Origin of the sequence: Pseudomonas fluorescens, assembly GCF_902497775.2 — a bacterium.
Taxonomy (GTDB): domain Bacteria; phylum Pseudomonadota; class Gammaproteobacteria; order Pseudomonadales; family Pseudomonadaceae; genus Aquipseudomonas; species Aquipseudomonas putida_F.
Genome location: NZ_OZ024668.1, coordinates 684047 through 702748, shown reverse-complemented (window position 1 = coordinate 702748; position 18702 = coordinate 684047). Strand labels below are relative to the sequence as shown.

Below are 18702 nucleotides of genomic sequence, written 5' to 3'. Positions count from 1 at the left end.
CGGTGTATGCCGGGCAGGCAGCGCTGTTAGTTACCGGGCTACTGTGATGAAATGCGACCCTACGCTCTTTCGCCCTACCAAGCCTGCCCTTGCCGTGAAACCCCGTCTGATCCGCCAACTGCTGTTACCGCCACTGATCATCCTGCTGATGATCGGCCTGGGCGTGGCCGGCTTCATGATCAGCGAACACAACGGCATCCGCACCTTGAGCGAGAACGGCGAGCGCCAGCTCGAGCTGCACGCGCGCGCGGTCGAGAGCGAGATCAGCAAGTACACCTACCTGCCGAGCTTGCTGGAGCTTGAAAACAGCGTTTCCAGCCTGCTCACCGAAGCCGATGGCGAACACCGCCAGGCGGTCAACGAATACCTTGAAGGCCTGAACCGGCGCAGTCGCAGCCGGGCGATCTTTGTCCTCGACACCACCGGCCGGGTCCAGGCCACCAGCAACTGGCGTGATGTCGACAGCTTCCTCGGCGAAGACCTGTCGTTCCGCGCCTATTTCCAGGACGCCGTGCGCGGTCAACCCGGGCGCTTCTACGGCATCGGCAGCACCACCGGCGAGCCGGGCTACTTCCTTGCCCACGGCCTGGAAGAACACGGCAAGATCATTGGCGTGGCGGTGATCAAGGTGCGCCTGGAAGCCATGGAGGAACGCTGGCAACGGGCCCGTCTCGAAGCGTTTGTCAGCGACGAGAACGGCATCATCATCCTCTCCAGCGACCCCGCGCGGCGGCTCAAGTCGGTGCGCCCGCTGACCCCGGAGATCAAGGAGCGTCTGGCGCGCAGCCTGCAGTATTACTGGTGGCCGCTGAATGAACTGGAGCCGCTGTCGCGGGAGAAAATCGCCGACGGTGTCGAGAAGCTGAGCTTTCCGGCCAATGCCGAGCTGGGCGATGGCCGCCGCGAAGTGGCGTATCTGGCGCAAACCCGGCGCCTGAGCGACACGCCCTGGCACTTCACCCTGCTCACGCCCTTGCAGGACCTGCGCCGCGAATCCATGGTCCAGGGCATCCTGGTCGGTGTGGCCTTTGCCTTGCTGGCGATCCTGCTGATCGCCTGGAACGAACGGCGCAAGGTGATTGCCACCCGCCTGGCCGCCCGTGAAGCGCTGGAAGAGGCCAACAGCCAGTTGGAGCGCAAGATCGCCGAGCGCACCGCCGACCTGCGTGCCAGCAACGAGCGCCTCAAGGGCCAGATCCGCGAGCGCCGGCATGCCGAACAGACCCTGCGCCACGCCCAGGACGAACTGGTCCAGGCCGGCAAACTGGCCGCCATCGGCCAGATGTCGACCAGCATCGCCCACGAACTGAACCAACCGCTGGCGGCCCTGCGCACTTTGTCGGGCAACAGCGTGCGCTTCCTCGAACGCGGCGCGCTGGAAACCGTCAGTACCAACCTGCGCACCATGAACGATCTGATCGACCGCATGGGCCGCATCACCGCCAGTCTGCGCTCCTTCGCCCGCCGCGGTGAAGACAGCGGCAAGGCCTCGCTGGCCAAGGCTGTCGAGGCCAGCCTGCAGGTGCTGGGCAACCGCATCGCCGGCTGTCACCTGCAGTTGCACAGCAACTACGAAGACCAGAAGCTGGCCATCGACCAGACCCGCCTGGAGCAGATCCTGGTCAACCTGATCGGCAACGCCCTCGATGCCATGGCCGCGCAACCCATGCCGCAATTGTGGCTGGAAGGCGAACTGCAGGGCGACAAGTACCGCCTGCGCGTACGCGACAACGGTCACGGCATCGATGACGAAGCGCGCAAGCACCTGTTCGAACCGTTTTTCACCACCAAACCAGGAGAGCACGGCCTGGGCCTGGGCCTGACCCTGTCTGCCAGCCTCGCCGCCGCCGCCAAGGGCAGCCTCAGCGTCGAACACCCCGCCACGGGCGGTACCGCGTTCGTGCTCAGCCTGCCGCTGGTCCATGCCCCCACAGAATCAGCCGAGTCCCTATGAACCAAGCGCCCCTTACCGTCCTGATCGTCGAAGACGACCCGCATGTGCTGCTCGGCTGCCAGCAGGCGCTGGCCCTGGAAGACATCGCCTGCGAAGGTGTCGGCAGCGCCGAAGAAGCCCTGCAGCGCATCGGCGATGACTTCGCCGGCATCGTCGTCAGCGATATCCGCCTGCCCGGCATCGATGGCCTGGAACTGCTCAGCCGCCTGAAAGCCCGCGACCGCAGCCTGCCAGTGGTGCTGATCACCGGCCACGGCGACATCGACATGGCGGTCGGTGCCATGCGCAACGGCGCCTACGACTTCATGGAAAAGCCCTTTGCCCCGGAACGCCTGGTCGAAGTGGTACGCCGCGCCCTGGAGCAACGCGGCCTGTCCCGCGAAGTGTTTGCCCTGCGCCGCCAACTGGCCGGGCAGAGCACGCTTGAGGGGCGGATCATCGGCCGCTCGCCGGCCATGCAGAATCTGCGCGAACTGATCGCCAACGTCGCCGATACCTCGGCCAACGTCCTGATCGAAGGCGAAACCGGTACCGGCAAGGAACTGGTCGCCCGTTGCCTGCACGATTTCAGCCGCCGCCAGGGCGCGCCATTTGTCGCGCTCAACTGCGGCGGCCTGCCGGAAAACCTGTTCGAAAGCGAAATCTTCGGCCACGAGGCCAACGCCTTTACCGGCGCCGGCAAGCGCCGGATCGGCAAGATCGAACACGCCAACGGCGGCACCCTGTTCCTCGACGAAGTCGAAAGCATGCCACTGAGCCTGCAGATCAAACTGCTGCGCGTGCTGCAGGAGCGGACCCTGGAGCGCCTGGGCTCAAACCAGAGCATTGCTGTCGATTGCCGGGTGATCGCCGCAACCAAGTCCGACCTCGACGCCCTGGGCCAGAGCGGGCAGTTCCGTAGCGACCTGTATTATCGCCTGAACGTGGTGACCCTGGAGCTGCCGCCGCTGCGCGAGCGCCGCGAAGACATCCTGCAACTGTTCGAGCACTTCCTGCAGCAGTCGTCATTGCGCTTCGACCGGGAGACCCCGCAACTGGACAGCCAGACCCTGTCGCGACTGATGGCCCACGACTGGCCAGGCAACGTGCGCGAACTGCGCAACGTCGCCGAGCGCTATGCCCTGGGTCTGCCCGCCTTCAAAAAGGCCGGGGCCAGCGCCAACCAGGGGCTGGGCTTTGCCGAAGCGGTCGAAGCGTTCGAGCGCAACTTGCTCAGCGATGCCCTGCAGCGCACCGGCGGCAATCTCAGCCAGGCCAGTCAGGAGCTGGGCATGGCCAAGACCACGCTGTTCGACAAAGTGAAAAAGTATGGCCTGGGCTGACCAGCCGCTGAAACGGGACAAGACGTGGACCTGATACTCAAAGCCTGCCTGGGTGCTGCCGTGGTGGTGATCCTTGCCGCCCTGGCGAAGACCCGCAACTACTACATTGCCGGCCTGGTGCCGTTGTTCCCGACCTTCGCGCTGATCGCCCACTACATTGTCGGCAAGGGCCGATCGCTCGATGACCTGAAGACCACCATCCTGTTCGGCATGTGGTCGATCATCCCCTACTTCGTCTACCTGGCAGCGCTGTACCTGCTGGTCGATCGCCTGCGCCTGGAAGCTTCGCTGGCCCTGGCGGCCGTGGCCTGGCTGGTGGCAGCGACGGTGTTGGTAAGTGTCTGGGTCAGGTTGCATTGACAGGCTGACTTCATCGCGGGGCAAGCCCGCCCCTACACCTGCGATCAGTACACCGCGACATGGGTGTCCGCCAGCCGTTGCGTCTTCAGATACGGCAACACCGCGCCCAGCAGCGGCCCCTTGAATTGCTCCTGAAAACGATGGGCCAGGCCCGGAATCAACCGCAGCTGGCTGCCCTTGATATGCGCTGCCAGGTGCACGCCATGCATCACCGGCAGCAGCGGGTCCGCGGTGCCATGCACCACCAGGGTCGGCAGGCGCAGGCTGTTGAGCAACTCGACCCGGCTCTGCTCAGCCAGGATCGCCATGATCTGGCGCTTGACCCCTTCGGGATTGAAGGCGCGGTCATAGGCAATCGCCGCCTGCTCGAGCAGCGCCTGGCGATCATCCTTGACCTCGGGGCTGCCGAGGGCGGCCAGCAGGTCGGCCTGCTGCTCAAGCGCCACCTCGCGATTCGGCGCACCGCGCCGGGCCAGCAACTGCACCAGCGCCGGGCTGGGCGCCGGCAAGCCCTGGGCACCGGAACTGGACATGATCAGGGTCAGGCTCTCGACCCGCTGTGGCGCCAGCGCGGCCAGGTGCTGGGCGATCATTCCGCCCATGCTCACCCCCAAGACATGAAAGCGCTGCACCTGTAGGGCATCCATCAGCCCCAGGCCGTCTTCGGCCATGTCGTTCAAGGTATATGGCGCGGCCACCGGCAGGCCGAGCTTGTAGCGCAGCAGCTCGAAGGTCAGGTTGGCGCTGTTGGGGGCCTGGTTCCAGCTGGACAGGCCGACATCACGGTTGTCGTAGCGGATCACCCGAAAGCCCTGCTGACACAAGGCAACTACCACTTCATCGGGCCAGTGGATCAGTTGCCCGCCCAGGCCCATGACCAGCAGCAAAGCCGGGTCCGAATCGCGGCCGATGCTCTGATAGGCCAGGCTGACCTGCGCCAGAGCAGCCCTTTCAATCGGCACATTGACGTCGCACCGTTCCCCGGCAAACGAAGTAGTTACGCATATCAGCGCCAGAAAAAATAAAAAAAACCGCATGAGCCAAACACCAGAATGCAAATCCCCAGTAGAGCGCGAGTCTGATGAAGTTCGTTCAAGCGCGCTGCCACAGTGGCATGACAGTTTGATGAACCCCGCCCAACGGTAGCCCCACCCTCCATAGATAAATAACACCCCCGCCATCGCCCGCCGGCTTCAAATCAATGCCCACGCGGGCACTCCGGCCTGCTGTTCGCCACAAGGAACCGTGCGATGACCGAAAATATCCCCCTTCACCTTCACGCCAGTAGGCTTGAGTTCAAACCTGTCTCTGCTCAGTATTTTTCCCAGAATGAAGCTCTTTTGCATGACGCCACGCAGCGCTGGAGAGACAGCCACGAACAACTGCAACAGCTACTGGCAGGTGTACCGGCCATTCGACCAACGATCAAAGACCTGATCACCCAGCGCTGGGCGCTTGACGGGGATGAGGCGGGGCTGCGCTTCACGACCGGCCACAGTGTCAGCCTGACCGAGGCCACTGCCTTCGTGTTGCAGTATCCGCAGCTCGACGTATCGCTCGATACCGAGGCCACAGTGTTCGGCATCAGTGCCAGCCATGCATGGGCCGGATCGACGCCCAGGCAGATTCTCGAACACCTCAAGACATTGGGCGTGAGCGACGCATTGGCCACGCAATGGGACGCTTACTGGGCTGCCAGAGCCAACGGCACAAAGCGCTCCCGGCGCGACCAGATCGACCGGGTGTACCGCGAGCACTTTCACGCGGCCGCGGACGCCGCACTCGCCAGCGGCACGCTCAATAGCGAGCAGATGAAGCTGGTCACGGCCACCCTCGATACCCCAGAAGGCATTGCCAAACTCGACAATGAAAGGGTGTACCTGGAAACCCTGAGCATACGCCTGATGGACCACACCACCCGGCTGATGCCCGGTGCGCTGGTACTGAGCTATGACAGCGACACCTTCACTGATCAGCTGCTCTACCTGCCTTCCCGCCAGCCAACCTTCCAGGCCTTTGCCGACCGCCAGAGCCTGGAACAGTACCTGATGGCGCAACGGCTCAACCTGTGGCCTTCGACCAGCGACCAGCCAGACCGCGGCCTGCTACCCGACTATCTGCTGCACGATGACGGGTTCACCACGCCCGTGTCCAAGCTGCTCGATCACTACCGCCTTGGCAGGCTTGAAGCCCTTGAGCCAGCGGGAGGCGACATCCTCGATGACATCGATGTCGCGCCTCTGGCCGGCGCTGATGCGTTCGACAGTCAACGTCGCGAATCGCTCACAGCCGCTACCCCTGCGCTGCCAAAGCTGGATGACTCACAAACCGAGCGCCTGCCCGCCACCTACGCCTTCGGTGCGTTGACCAATGATGTGCCGCTCGCCATCCGCCAGGCGGCAATCAGGCATCAACTCAAGCGCATGCAAGACCTGGCCGACCAGGAAAACCAGCACGATTACGAACAACTGGCAACAAAGCTTGAAACCCTGAGCAAGGCTCGGGAAAGTGCCTCCCAGGCCGCAACGTCCTACTTGCTTACGTCTGCACTGATCGCTGTACGTACACAACCTCAAGCGCTTTACGACACTCTGAAAACAGCCCGTCTGGACGCTTTACGAGCCGAAGCGTGCATACAGTTTCTGCTCAAGCAGATTACCGATGAGGAAAAAAACCTCATCGATGTCGTCATCGACACACCCATCGCCACACAACGTGACGACATCGATATCACCGTCTATGCCGTTGGCTTGAGCCTGACCGAAGAGTCCACCAACAGCCAGGTCATTCATCGTCAGGGGCTGGATGGCGTTCTACTGATAACCCGCGAACCACGCCTGGCATCAGCACAGCCCTCGTGGCTGCTCTACTGGCCAGGCCTCCAAGGCGGCCTGCAGCGTTTTGCCTCGCGCGCCGCAGTTGAGCGCGACATGTTCGCTATCGCAGCAGACGACAAAACGCTCGCCCTGACCCTGACCAAAGTGTCGGGAGATCCCTTCGAGTACGGCCTGCAGGAGCAACTGGCAAACTGCGAAAAACAGGCCCAGGCGCTGCATCAGCAATATCCTGGCGCGACAGCAAGCGAAGATCGTGCGCAGCATCTCGGACAACTGCGCCAGCAAACCCTTGATGCACTTTGCGTCCATGAGCATGCCGCCAGGAGCGCCGCCTACGAGCAAATGCTGGAAGAACAGCAGAGCCTTGGCCTGACACGCAACATCCCACAGTGGATGATGCGCCTTGATGTCACCCAGCGCCTGCAACTCAAGCCGCTGCTGCAAGGCTTCATGGTCGCTGCCCGGCGCTCGCAGACCTATCAGGATCTAGCCTTGCCCGCCCGCGAGGAGTTCTCTAAACCAAGGGTCGCCACCCGCCTTCGCGATGATTTTGAGCTGACGGGCAACGTCGAGGTCACCATTGACCTACCTGATTCGGTCTCAATGATCACTGAAATCATCGAAGGTTCTGGCGCACCTGGAGTGCCCCACAGACAGGTTCTACAAGCCAGCGAGGAACGCGGCAAGCAGTCGTTGCAAACCCTGGCATTGAACAATATCGATGATGACCTCAAAGCGCGCCTTGGCTTCATGCACGTTGAGGTGAGCGGTTCCGATCAGGCTGAGCGGGACAAGGTGATGGCCGGTATCAACGTGACCTATCTGACTTCGCTAGTCAGCGATCTGGACCTGAGCGGCAACTACGAAACACACATACTCAGCGCATTTCGCGGAGCATACCGCGAGGAAGCCTTTGCCCACGAATACCGTCTCGAATGTCTGTACGAGCCCCTTCGGCTGATGCTCGAAATCCATGCCTGGGCCGCACTGCATAGCGGCATGATCACCCCTCTGGGCAAGGCGATCTTCGACGTTGCCATCAACGCCGACTCGACCCAGGCATACTCGCCTGACGGCAAACAGATTACCCTGCTCCCTGCCCGTCTGGAGACGGGCGGCACTGGAACTCCCGGGTTGAGCGTGACCCTGTCAGGGGTGACCTTCATTCACGAGCAACACTCAGGCATCACGTTGCTGTATCTACCGGATAGCCCCGACGGCGTACTTGTTCGCCAATACTCGAGCCGTGAGCTAGCCCGTCAAGACCTGTTCAACCTCACCCTGAACGCCACATTCCGCAGCTACCTGGTGGGCCGTGCGATTCATGGCGACAGCGCTACACTCCTGAGCCGCCTGAACCAGGCCCATCTCAATCGCTTTGATGGCTTCGTTGGCATCGGCAGCGCCTGGCCGGCCACCACATCACTGAAAGCCCACCTGTGCGACGCGCACATGGGCCGGCTGATCGAAGCCAACCGCGCCACCTCCCGTTCCAATACAGACCTGTACCTGGAAACCGTCGCGCTGAAAAGCGGCATGATGTTCAACTACATCAAGATGGCGATAGGTTTCGTGCCTCTGATCGGCACCGTGGTGCCGTTGTATGACGCCTGGACCAGCGCCAACCTGGCGACCGCAGCTTTTCTGCGTGGCAGCGTTCAGCAGGGTATAGATGAATTGCAATCCACCGTGTATTCACTGGTCGATGTGTTCACCAGCGTCCTGACCGATACGGCGGAAATCGCCGGCCTGCGAGCCCTGGCACGCCAGCGGCAACTGAAAAGCCTGGCCCTGACACGCGACAACCCGCGTGTGGGCCGCAGGCTCGCGCAACAACCCCGCACTGCGGCACAACGCTTTGAAGGCTATGAGTATCAGGAGGCGCTCGACCTCCGCGCCATCGCCCCGGGTACGGGTATCTATCGCGGCGTCTATCGACATGCAAAAGGCGACTTCATCATCAGCCACGGGCGCAACTACCAGGTGCAGTTCGACACCGCACGCCATACCTGGCGGCTTGTCGGCAAAGGCTATAAACAGCCCATCGCGCTGGACTTCGTCGGGCGCTGGGATACCCATGGGGTTATCTATGGCACCAATATTGTCAGCCCGGTGGCTGGCGGGGGGGGCGTGATCGGGCGGCTGGCAAATACCGCCGATCCCTTCTTGCCGCAAGCCATGCGCAATCTATTGCCGGACTGGTGGAAAAACCATCGAACGAACCGCAGAAAGGACTTGCGGGATGCATCAACCAGTGCGTTCAACAAACTGGCCATCACCCACAACACTTTAGGCTCTCTCCAGGTAGCCGAGCTGTCGCCAACTCAACTGCTACCAACCAAGCAGTCCTACATTGACTTAATTGAAAACACCAAGCAAACGCTGAACGCGCTAAAAGCGACGTACTCACCAGAACTCGAATCCATCTACCCCGGCGAGCATATCAAAACCAAAAACGCCGCGATTGAAATCATCAGTCAGCGCACCTTCAACCTCCTTGATATCAACAACCGGCTGATCGCTAGAAACCAGAAGGCAATACGACGTCTGAATACCGCAATGGGCGCTGAGCAACGCGATGAGTTTCTGGCACTTGTCCGTGAAAACGTACAGTTTCTGAACGACAGAGAACTCGCAATCAACAACCTCTCGCCGTTGATCGCAGAACACTCCATCCCGAGAATTCGTAACAAGTACAACGACGTCTGCTCACGGGCCCTCACTGTCAACCACCACACCGTAAAATCCAACGAGCTATTGGGCCTGGTCTACATACCCCGCGAGGTGTCCGATACATCACACGCCATTTTTGCTAGCCGGTTGTCCGCCACAGAGCGCCAGTTCAGCAGGGCGCTGAGCAATCACTATCAACTGCATAAACTGACCCGTCCAGCCGATGTCTCTACCGCCCTGGATTCCATACTCAATGCATATCAACAGTTTCGTAGGCGACTCAGCGGTTGGGCCGAGTCCCATCCGCAGTACTTTGACCGCCGCTATATCGGACAGCTTGAGGACAGTATTGATGCGCTGATCCAACTCGGTCAGAGAAAACGCAAGCAGGTGTCAACCTCTGCACCCGGACACTCGGCTCCTTCAGGTTCCGAGCCGCGTACTGCACGGGTTTTTGAAACCGAAGACAACCAGACGCTCGTCGGGGTTGAGTCTGCCCGTACCAGCAGCCAACCTCGCCGTTTTACCGTGACCGGGCCTGGTGAGGTAGCAGAAACCTACATCGAGGGGCGTGGGGGTAAATGGAAACTGGAGTCGCCGCCGGCCAGCACTCCCGAGCCCGCGTTCAACCAACGGCAGTTGGAGGTAGAGGCACAGGAGGCGCTGACAACATTTGACAACACAGCGCGCAGGTTGAATCAGCAACTTCCCTCACATTGGCTGCCAGCCGACATCGAAGACATGCTGGTCGGCTTCGCCGACCAATTGGAAGGCCGTGCCCATGCTCTGGAACAAACGCCCCTTGCCACAACGCTCAGGCACAAAGCCCAGGCATTGCGCGACACCGGCCAACAATTGCGCATCCGGCAAACCCTGGCCAGTACTCAACCCAACGAGGGCCATTTGGCCTACCTCATTGAAAGGCAGGAAGTCAGGATTATCAAAGAGGCCACACGCGTTGAGTTGAAAAGGCGTGCCGATGGCTCGGCGGACTTTCTACAAGAGTACCGGATCGTTCGCGTTCACCCTGCCGAGACAACGCTGTGGTATGCGCACTTTCACTACACAAGCACGGAGGCTGCGTTCAAACGCTTTACCGCCGCCCACTTGAAGTTACCTGAATACCGATATCTGGGCCCGAAATGGCAACAGGCTCAAGCCGAGGCGACATCCATCTGGCGCGGCCCGATCAGCCTGCAAATTGCGACGGCACACTTCCGGCAGATCAGTTGATCTAACAACCGAGGGCGCTAAAGCGCCCTTGGCTCCTCTGAGCTCACGCCAGTTCGCTACGCAATTGCCTCGCTGCCGCAACCATGTTCACCAGCGCCGCCTCGGTCTCCGGCCAGGCGCGGGTCTTCAGGCCGCAGTCAGGATTCACCCACAAGCGTTCAGCGGGGATGCGCTTGACCGCCTTGCTCATCAGTTTGACCATCTCGGCGGTGTCCGGCACCCGCGGCGAGTGGATGTCGTAGACCCCCGGGCCGATGTCGTTGGGGTAGTCGAAGGCTTCGAAGGCTTCCAGCAGCTCCATGTCCGAACGCGAGGTTTCAATGGTGATGACGTCGGCGTCCATGGCCGCGATCGCTTCGATCACGTCGTTGAACTCGCTGTAGCACATGTGGGTGTGGATCTGGGTTTCATCGCGCACACCGCTGGAGCACAGGCGGAAGGCTTTGACCGCCCAATCCAGGTATTCCTGCCATTGCGCCCGGCGCAGCGGCAGGCCTTCGCGGAACGCGGCTTCGTCGATCTGCACGATCTTGATGCCGGCGGCTTCCAGGTCCTGCACTTCGTCACGAATAGCCAGGGCCAGTTGCTCGGCCTGGACCTTGCGCGACACATCTTCACGCGGGAATGACCACATCAGCATGGTCACAGGGCCGGTCAGCATGCCTTTCATGACCTTGCTGGTCAGGCGCTGGGCATACTCGATCCAGGCCACGGTCATGGCTTGCGGGCGGCTCAGGTCGCCGTAGATGATCGCCGGTTTGACGCATCGCGAGCCGTAGCTCTGCACCCAGCCGAAGCGGGTGAAGGCGTAGCCGTCCAGTTGCTCGGCAAAGTATTCGACCATGTCGTTGCGCTCGGCCTCACCGTGCACCAGCACATCCAGGCCCAGGCGCTCCTGCACCTGCACGGCATGGCGAATCTCGCTGTGCATGGCGTCGGTGTAGTCATTGGCCGACAGCTTGCCCTGCTTGTAGGCCTGACGCGCCAGGCGGATCGCCGAGGTCTGCGGGAAAGAGCCGATGGTGGTGGTCGGGAACGCCGGTAGTTGCAGGCGCTGGCGCTGGGCTTCGATCCGCAGGGCGAAGGCCGACTGGCGCTGGCTGTCGGCGGCGGTCACGGCGGCCAGACGGGCCTGGACCTGCGGCTTGTGAATGCGCGGCGACTCGGCACGGCTCTTTTGTATGGCGCGGCTGTTGCTCAGGGCGTTCTGCACCACAGGCAGGTGAGGGGTGTCGAGGGCCTTGGCCAGCACGGCAATTTCTTCGCATTTTTGCACCGCGAAGGCCAGCCAGCTTTTCAGTTCGGCATCAAGCTTGTCTTCCCGGCCGAGATCCACCGGGCTGTGCAGCAGCGAGCAGGAGCCGGCCACCCAGAGGTTGGCGCCGAAACGCTGCTGGGCTTGCTGCAGTTGCTCCAGGGCCTTGTCCAGGTCGCAGCGCCAGACGTTGCGACCGTTGACCACCCCCAACGACAGCACTTTGTAGGTGGGCAGGCGATCGAGCACCGCCGGCAGTTGTTCCGGCGCACGCACCAGGTCGATATGCAGGCCATCCACCGGCAGGCCGACGGCCAGGCCAAGGTTGTCTTCCAGACCGCTGAAGTAGGTGGCGACCAGCTTCTTCAGGGGCGAGTACTGCAAAATGTGGTAAGCCCGTTCGAAGGCATTCTTCCACTCCTGTGGCAGATCGAGGCCAAGGATCGGCTCGTCGATCTGCACCCACTCCACGCCCTGGCGCGATAGGCGGCTGAGGATTTCACCGTACACCGGCAGCAGGCGCTCCAGCAGGTCGAGCTTGTCGAACTCGCCGCCCTTGGCCTTGCCCAGCCACAGGTAGGTCAGCGGGCCGATCAACACCGGCTTGACCGCATGGCCGAGGGCCTGGGCTTCGGCGACTTCTTCGAACAGTTGCTCCCAACTGAGCAGAAAACGCTGGTCAGCGCTGAATTCCGGGACCAGGTAATGGTAGTTGGTGTCGAACCACTTGGTCAGCTCTTGGGCATATTGCGTCTGGCCGTGGCTACCGCCGCAGCAGGTGCTGGCGCCACGGGCCATGGCGAACAAAGTGTCGAGGGTTGGCAGGCCGTTGTCGCCCTTGACCTGGGCGAAGCGCTCGGGGATCGCACCGAAGGTCAGCGAGTGGGTCAGGACCTGGTCGTACCAGGCAAAGTCGCCGACCGGCAGCAGCTCGATACCGGCGTCTTTTTGCAGTTGCCAGTGACGGGCGCGCAGATCGCGGCCAACAGCCTCGAGGCCTGCCTGATCGAGGTCGCCTTTCCAGTAAGCTTCTTGTGCTTTTTTCAGTTCGCGGTCAGCGCCGATGCGCGGGAAACCAAGGTTGTGGGCCAATGCCATGAGAAAACGTCCTCCCTGTAAAAGATGACGCTATTGTCGACAGCCAGACCAACATGAGACAAACTCAATAAATTCGTGTTCATCTCAAAGTTTATTCATGGAGCCCCCTCGGTGCTGGAAATTCGTCACCTGAAAACCCTGCACGCCCTGCGTGAAGCCGACAGCCTGGTCGAGGCCGCCGAACGCCTGCACCTGACCCAGTCGGCGCTGTCCCATCAGTTCAAGGAGCTGGAAGAGCGCCTGGGGATGCAGTTGTTCATGCGCAAGACCAAACCGCTGCGCTTCACCAGCGCTGGCCTGCGCCTGCTGCAACTGGCCGATGCCACCCTGCCGCTGCTGCGCGGTGCCGAGCGCGACATCGCCCGCCTGGCCGGTGGCACCGCCGGGCGCTTGCACATGGCCATCGAATGCCACAGCTGTTTCCAGTGGCTGATGCCGACCATCGACCAGTTCCGCGATGCCTGGCCGGAAGTCGAGCTGGACCTGGCTTCGGGCTTTGCCTTTGCCCCTTTGCCGGCCCTGGCCCGCGCAGATCTGGACCTGGTGGTGACCTCCGACCCGCTGGAGCTCAGCGGCATCACCTATGTGCCGCTGTTCACCTACGAAGCCATGCTTGCCGTGGCCAACCAGCACCCGCTGGCGCACAAGGCGTACATGGTGCCGGAAGACCTGGCCACGCAAACCCTGATCACCTACCCGGTGGAGCGCGACCGCCTGGATATCTTCACCCGCTTCCTGGAACCGGCCGACGTGGAACCTGCGCAAGTGCGCACGGCCGAGCTGACGGTGATGATGATGCAACTGGTGGCCAGCGGCCGCGGGGTGTGCGGCATGCCGCACTGGGCCCTGCACGAGTACAGCTCGCGCGGTTACGTGAAGGCCAAGCGCCTGGGTGAGAAAGGCCTGTTTGCCACGCTGTACGCGGCGGTGCGCAGCGACATGCTCGATGCGCCGTACATGCGCGACTTTTTGCTGACCGCCAAGGACACATCCTTCTCCACCCTCGACGGCGTCAGCGCGGTGCGTTGAGCCTCACACCGTCCGGCGTTGCTCCTGCACCAGGCGCAGCGCCAAGCCGGCCAGGACGAAGCCCATCACGTAGCGCTGCAGCATCAGCCACAGCGGATAGCGCACGAACCAGCCGGAGATTCCGGCAGCGAACAGGGCAATCAGCAGGTTGACCGAGAAACTCACGGCGATCTGGGTCAGGCCCAGGGCCAGGCTCTGGACCAGCACCGAGCCGTTTTCCGGCGAGACGAACTGCGGCAGCACCGAGAGGTAGAACACCGCCACCTTGGGGTTCAGCACGCTGGTCAGAAAGCCCATCAATACCAGCTTGCGGGGCGAGTCCGGCGCCAGTTCACGGGGTTCGAACGGCGAGCGGGCACCGGGCTTGACCGCTTGCCAGGCCAGCCACAACAGGTAGCCGGCACCGGCCCACTTGAGCAGGTCGTAGGCCAGCGGCACGGCCATGAACAAGGCGGTCAGGCCAACGGCTGCGGCAGTCATGTGCACCAGAAAACCGCCGACCACCCCCAGCAGCGACGTTACCCCGGCCACGCGGCCCTGGCAGATCGAGCGGGAAATCAGGTAGATCATGTTCGGCCCCGGGGTCAGGACCATCAGCAGCGCGGCGCCGATAAACAGCAGCCATTCATGGGTGGGGATCATCGGCATTCCTTTGCAAGAGAGATCAGGCGGGAGCTGTAGTTAACTGCCGGTACAGGGGCAGAATCAAGTCCCGTGTGAGCGGGGCCAGCTCCAGGGTCAGTTGCTTGCGGGCCGAGACCCACACCACCTCTTCGATTTCCGCGGCGGGCTCGACCGCCATGGCGGTGTGCACTTTGAAAATCTCGGCCTGGACGACAAAACCCGGTTCGTTGGCGGCCGGGGCACTGAACTGGCCCAGATACTCGGCGTCTTGTGCCTCAATCGCCAGGCCCAGCTCTTCAAACAGCTCGCGGGCCAGGGCGCTAACCGGCTGCTCGTCGGCCTCAATTTTGCCGCCAGGCTGCATGAACGCCTGAGTACCGCGCTTGCGCACCAGCAGGGTACGGCCTTGCGGGTCAAGCAGGAGGGCGGCGGCGATGCGGATGGTTTTGCTCATGGGACGCTCGTGAACGGGAAAGCGCGCAAGGATCACATGTTGGCGGGGGCCTTTCAATCGTATCGAATGGTCGCAACGCCCACCGGCTCAAGCAAAACCCTTACGGCCTTCCTGGCGATTCTCGACGCGCTGTTCGAACAGGGCCTGGCCAGCGTGCACACGGTGATCGTCGACGACGATCCACGCACTGGCCGGCAACAAACGCGGCAGTCACTTGGCTCTGAGCCTGGAGCGCCTCGAGGCATTGTGCGGGCGGCCGCTGCGGCGCATCGGCCGGGCTACTGACATAACGAACCTAGCTTCTAAGATGAGCTCTGTCGGTGGGAAGGCTTCACATCAGCCGCTCATGGCCTGCTCCAGTGTGGTCTACTGGTCTTCCTGTATGGATGATTCGCGTACTCCAAATTGAAAACAACCCTCAGAACGGGAAAACCGGCCTTAAAATAGGTTGGACTTTAAGCGCCTACGACTGCTTGATCGCACCCACGATAGCTGGACGGAATTTTCTGGGGTTCCGGGTTTCATGGCCAAGCCTCTTGGGAAAATGAACGAAGATTTATTGATACTATATAACACGCCGATTAATCGAAAATACAAATGATTTTCGATTCCAAGATGAAGCTTGCAACCCTTGTGCGCTGCGGGCTGGCGCTTTAAACCCCAACCGGGCTAAGGTCGGGGTTTGTCCAGGCCCTGAGCCTGACCGTGCCATCGCAAGGAAACCGTATGAGCCTGTCACTTCTCAGCCGCTACGCCTTCTTCGCTGCCTGTGTGTTGTTCACCCTGGCCAGCCTGCCCTTCCTGCACCACGAATGGCTGTGGCCGTTCACCCTGGTGAGCGCCGTGCTCAGCCTGATTGGCTTGGGCGACCTGCTGCAAAGCCGCCACGCGGTGCGCCGCAATTACCCGATCCTCGGCAACATCCGCTATCTGGTCGAAGGCATTCGCCCGGAAATCCGTCAGTACCTGCTGGAGTCCGACAGCGATGCCCTGCCGTTTTCCCGGGCGCAGCGCTCGCTGGTGTATGCGCGAGCCAAGAACGAAGCCTCGGATAAACCCTTTGGCACCCTGATTGACGTGTACCAGTCCGGTTTCGAGTTCATCGGCCATTCCATGCGCCCGGCGCCGCTCAGCGACCCGTCGAGCTTTCGGGTAATCGTCGGTGGCCCGCAGTGCAAACAGCCGTACTCGGCTTCGGTGTTCAACATCTCGGCCATGAGCTTCGGTTCGCTCAGCGCCAACGCCATCCGCGCCCTGAACCAGGGCGCCAAGCTGGGCAATTTCGCCCATGACACCGGTGAAGGCAGCATCAGCCCGTATCACCGCGAGCACGGTGGCGATCTGACCTGGGAACTGGGCAGTGGCTATTTTGGCTGCCGCACCTCGGACGGGCGCTTCGACCCCGAGCGTTTCGCCGAACAGGCGCGCAACCCTCAGGTACGCATGATCGAGATCAAGATGAGCCAGGGCGCCAAACCCGGCCACGGCGGCATCTTGCCCAAGCACAAGGTGACCCGCGAGATTGCCGAGACCCGCGGCATTCTGATGGGCGAAGACTGCATCTCGCCGTCGCGCCACAGCGCGTTCTCCACCCCGGTCGAGCTGATGCAGTTCATCGCCCAGTTGCGTGAGCTGTCTGGCGGCAAGCCGGTCGGCTTCAAGTTCTGCCTCGGTCACCCGTGGGAGTTCATGGGCATTGCCAAAGCCATGCTGGAAACCGGCATCCTTCCCGACTTCATCGTCGTCGACGGCAAGGAAGGCGGCACGGGCGCGGCGCCTGTGGAGTTCACCGACCATATCGGCGTGCCGCTGCGCGAAGGCCTGCTGTTCGTGCACAACACCCTGGTGGGCTTGAACCTGCGCGACAAGATCAAGCTTGGTGCCAGCGGCAAGATCGTCAGCGCCTTCGACATCGCCAGCGTCCTGGCCATCGGTGCCGACTGGGCCAACTCGGCGCGCGGCTTCATGTTCGCTATCGGCTGCATCCAGTCGCAAAGCTGCCACACCAACAAATGCCCGACCGGCGTCGCCACCCAGGACCCGCTGCGCCAGCGCGCCCTGGTAGTGCCTGATAAAGCCGAGCGGGTATTCAACTTCCACCACAACACCCTCAAGGCCCTGGCCGAGATGCTTGCCGCCGCAGGTCTTGATCACCCTTCGCAGCTGGAAGCCAAGCACCTGGTACGGCGCATCTCCGCCACCGAGATCAAGCTGTTCTCGCAGATGCATGTGTTCCTCAAGCCGGGAGAACTGCTCAGCGGCGAGGTCAATGGCGAGTTCTACTCGCGCATGTGGCAGATGGCGCGGGCGGACAGCTTCGAGCCGCAAGAGGTGGCGGCGGCCTGAAGATCGGTAACGCTAGGGGACGCGGGGCCAGTTGTGATTGTAGTTTTCATCTTCCAGGATGGGCTTCATGACAATGAAGCCCTGCTCACCGGTGACGTAGATCGAATAGAACCGGTTGTCCACCAGCGGCGCGCCCACGCCCCCTGCCGCCACCAACCGCTCAAAGTCCGAGCGTTCACCGCCAATGACATTATTGATCCCCAGCCGGGGAAAAAACTGCGCATGCAACACTGAATTGGAGCCGCTGAGGATGTATCTCAGTAGCGGCATGTGGGTGATGGCGCCATGTCCTCTGGGCAACCAGTTACCGTCACCGGGTGCCCTCAGGTAGTTGTACCTGTTTACGTCGCGCAGCTCACTGCGTGATACCAGGTCATTGGCAATGTAGTGCGCCATGGCTGATTCAAGTTCTTTCTTGGCGATGATCACCTGGCCATAGGCATAGCTGAAGGCAAACATGAACAGCGTTGGCAAGATCAACAGCCAGCGCAATCCCGGCCAGACCCGCCCAAGCAACTCGTGACTGAACAACAACAGTAAAACCAGCACTGCCGAAAAGCCGATGAAGTTTCGAGCCTCAAGGTTGGGCTCGGCAAGAAACAGCATCATGCCCGGCACACTCCAGACCAGGGCCACCGGGCTGAGCAGGTACAGCAGCGCAACGCCAAACCTGGCGGACGGCCGCCCGTGCATCTGGCGAATGTTTCCCATGAGCAATACAAAACCGGCACCTGCCCCCAATAGCAGGGCAAGCGTCAGCACATTGCCCGCAGAGGCCATCAGCAAGCCCAGCATCTGCATTGAGACGCACAACTTCTGCCACACCACACCGAGCCACTGCTGATCAACGGGCAGGTGGCTGCCGCGGGTATCGACAGCCAGTGGGTAGGCGGTAAGAAAATACATGAGGCCACCGACTACCAGTTGCACAAGCCGCTCCACAAGCATCACCAGCAATGCCTGGAGCGCAACCTTGTCTCTTACCCCGCAGATGAACTCGACAATGCACAAGCCAATAAACAGGCTGATGCTCAGTTGATATAGACTCAGCGTTACGGCAATCAACAGGGCCGCCAGCAGCGTGCGAATAGTGCGATGTTCAACCCGGCAGGTTATTGCATAGATCACCGCGACCAGCGCCAGCACCATCCCCGGACCGTCGTATTGATAGGTCAGATTGCCGAGGAAAAACGGATTGCATAGCACTGGCAGGATCACCAGGCAGCTGGTAATACCGGGGCGAGGAAACAGCCACAACGTCAGGCGCGCCATGGCCATGGCCAGGGCAACAATGCTGATCAGCAAGGGCATCGGGAAGATATTGATCGTTGCCTGGCTGAAGGTCAGTACCTTGTACAGCCACTCGAGCAGAATTCTGCCTTGATTGCGCCAGGCGTCCTGGGCCTGCAGCAACGCCCGCCAGTTGTCATCCACATAGGCGTAGTCGGCATGAACAATGGGAAACACGTAAGCCAGGGACAGAACAATAAACAACAACAGCACCTGTTGGGGGCTTA

Annotated in this window: 11 protein-coding genes and 1 pseudogene; 7 read left to right on the top strand and 5 right to left on the bottom strand. The window is 61.5% G+C overall.

The window, feature by feature from the left end; all coding sequences use genetic code 11:
- Nucleotides 1-46 precede the first annotated feature (46 nt).
- The 3 genes from F8N82_RS03315 to F8N82_RS03305 are packed head-to-tail and all read left to right on the top strand — an operon-like array spanning nt 47 to nt 3636.
- On the top strand, nt 47-1954 hold the full coding sequence (locus tag F8N82_RS03315) for a sensor histidine kinase (protein ID WP_038999091.1): 1908 nt from the start codon (nt 47-49) through the stop codon (nt 1952-1954).
- Nucleotides 1951-3276, top strand: a complete 1326-nt coding sequence (locus F8N82_RS03310; RefSeq protein ID WP_038999090.1) for a sigma-54-dependent transcriptional regulator — start codon at nt 1951-1953, stop codon at nt 3274-3276. Before F8N82_RS03315 ends, F8N82_RS03310 begins: the two co-directional genes overlap by 4 nt.
- Before the next feature lie 33 nt (nt 3277-3309).
- Nucleotides 3310-3636: a GlpM family protein gene (locus F8N82_RS03305; protein ID WP_162195932.1), complete on the top strand. Its 327-nt coding sequence runs from the start codon at nt 3310-3312 to the stop codon at nt 3634-3636.
- A gap of 44 nt (nt 3637-3680) precedes the next feature.
- Here F8N82_RS03305 and F8N82_RS03300 read toward each other — a convergent pair whose 3' ends face one another.
- Nucleotides 3681-4673 (bottom strand): alpha/beta fold hydrolase, encoded by a 993-nt coding sequence (locus F8N82_RS03300; protein WP_038999087.1) that lies wholly within the window; start codon nt 4671-4673, stop codon nt 3681-3683.
- A 213-nt stretch (nt 4674-4886) separates the two neighbouring features.
- Between F8N82_RS03300 and F8N82_RS03295 the strand changes: the two genes are divergently transcribed.
- Complete coding sequence (locus F8N82_RS03295) at nt 4887-10379, top strand: dermonecrotic toxin domain-containing protein (protein WP_150776761.1); 5493 nt, start codon at nt 4887-4889, stop codon at nt 10377-10379.
- Nucleotides 10380-10422: 43 nt separating this feature from the next.
- Here the strand turns inward: F8N82_RS03295 and metE are convergent, their stop codons facing one another.
- On the bottom strand, nt 10423-12732 hold the full coding sequence (gene metE / locus F8N82_RS03290) for a 5-methyltetrahydropteroyltriglutamate--homocysteine S-methyltransferase (protein WP_038999083.1): 2310 nt from the start codon (nt 12730-12732) through the stop codon (nt 10423-10425).
- A 111-nt stretch (nt 12733-12843) separates the two neighbouring features.
- On the opposite strand from metE, the gene metR reads away from it, so the two are divergent.
- Nucleotides 12844-13761, top strand: a complete 918-nt coding sequence (gene metR, locus F8N82_RS03285; RefSeq protein ID WP_038999082.1) for a transcriptional regulator MetR — start codon at nt 12844-12846, stop codon at nt 13759-13761.
- A gap of 3 nt (nt 13762-13764) precedes the next feature.
- Here the strand turns inward: metR and F8N82_RS03280 are convergent, their stop codons facing one another.
- Together F8N82_RS03280 and F8N82_RS03275 are read right to left on the bottom strand one after the other, a co-directional pair.
- Entirely contained in the window at nt 13765-14403 is a 639-nt protein-coding gene (locus F8N82_RS03280) for a LysE family translocator (protein ID WP_038999081.1), read from the bottom strand.
- A gap of 22 nt (nt 14404-14425) precedes the next feature.
- Nucleotides 14426-14839: an NUDIX hydrolase gene (locus tag F8N82_RS03275; protein ID WP_038999080.1), complete on the bottom strand. Its 414-nt coding sequence runs from the start codon at nt 14837-14839 to the stop codon at nt 14426-14428.
- 138 nt (nt 14840-14977) lie between these two features.
- Here F8N82_RS03275 and F8N82_RS27495 point away from each other — a divergent pair.
- Nucleotides 14978-15113, top strand: a pseudogene (locus F8N82_RS27495) (hypothetical protein); the annotation flags it as partial.
- Between the two features lie 452 nt (nt 15114-15565).
- On the top strand, nt 15566-17185 hold the full coding sequence (locus tag F8N82_RS03265; RefSeq protein WP_038999078.1) for an FMN-binding glutamate synthase family protein: 1620 nt from the start codon (nt 15566-15568) through the stop codon (nt 17183-17185).
- Nucleotides 17186-17197: 12 nt separating this feature from the next.
- On the opposite strand, the gene F8N82_RS03260 is transcribed toward F8N82_RS03265, so the two are convergent.
- Nucleotides 17198-18619 (bottom strand): glucosyltransferase domain-containing protein, encoded by a 1422-nt coding sequence (locus F8N82_RS03260; RefSeq protein WP_338918972.1) that lies wholly within the window; start codon nt 18617-18619, stop codon nt 17198-17200.
- Between the last annotated feature and the right edge of the window lie 83 nt (nt 18620-18702).

Bases quoted from the DNA above. Each gene is read 5' to 3' on its own strand.
- metE (WP_038999083.1), bottom strand. From the start codon at position 12,732: ATGGCATTGGCCCACAACCTTGGTTTCCCGCGCATCGGCGCTGACCGC.
- F8N82_RS03310 (WP_038999090.1), top strand. From the start codon at position 1,951: ATGAACCAAGCGCCCCTTACCGTCCTGATCGTCGAAGACGACCCGCAT.
- F8N82_RS03275 (WP_038999080.1), bottom strand. From the start codon at position 14,839: ATGAGCAAAACCATCCGCATCGCCGCCGCCCTCCTGCTTGACCCGCAA.
- F8N82_RS03300 (WP_038999087.1), bottom strand. From the start codon at position 4,673: ATGCGGTTTTTTTTATTTTTTCTGGCGCTGATATGCGTAACTACTTCG.
- F8N82_RS03265 (WP_038999078.1), top strand. From the start codon at position 15,566: ATGAGCCTGTCACTTCTCAGCCGCTACGCCTTCTTCGCTGCCTGTGTG.
- F8N82_RS03295 (WP_150776761.1), top strand. From the start codon at position 4,887: ATGACCGAAAATATCCCCCTTCACCTTCACGCCAGTAGGCTTGAGTTC.
- F8N82_RS03280 (WP_038999081.1), bottom strand. From the start codon at position 14,403: ATGATCCCCACCCATGAATGGCTGCTGTTTATCGGCGCCGCGCTGCTG.
- F8N82_RS03315 (WP_038999091.1), top strand. From the start codon at position 47: ATGAAATGCGACCCTACGCTCTTTCGCCCTACCAAGCCTGCCCTTGCC.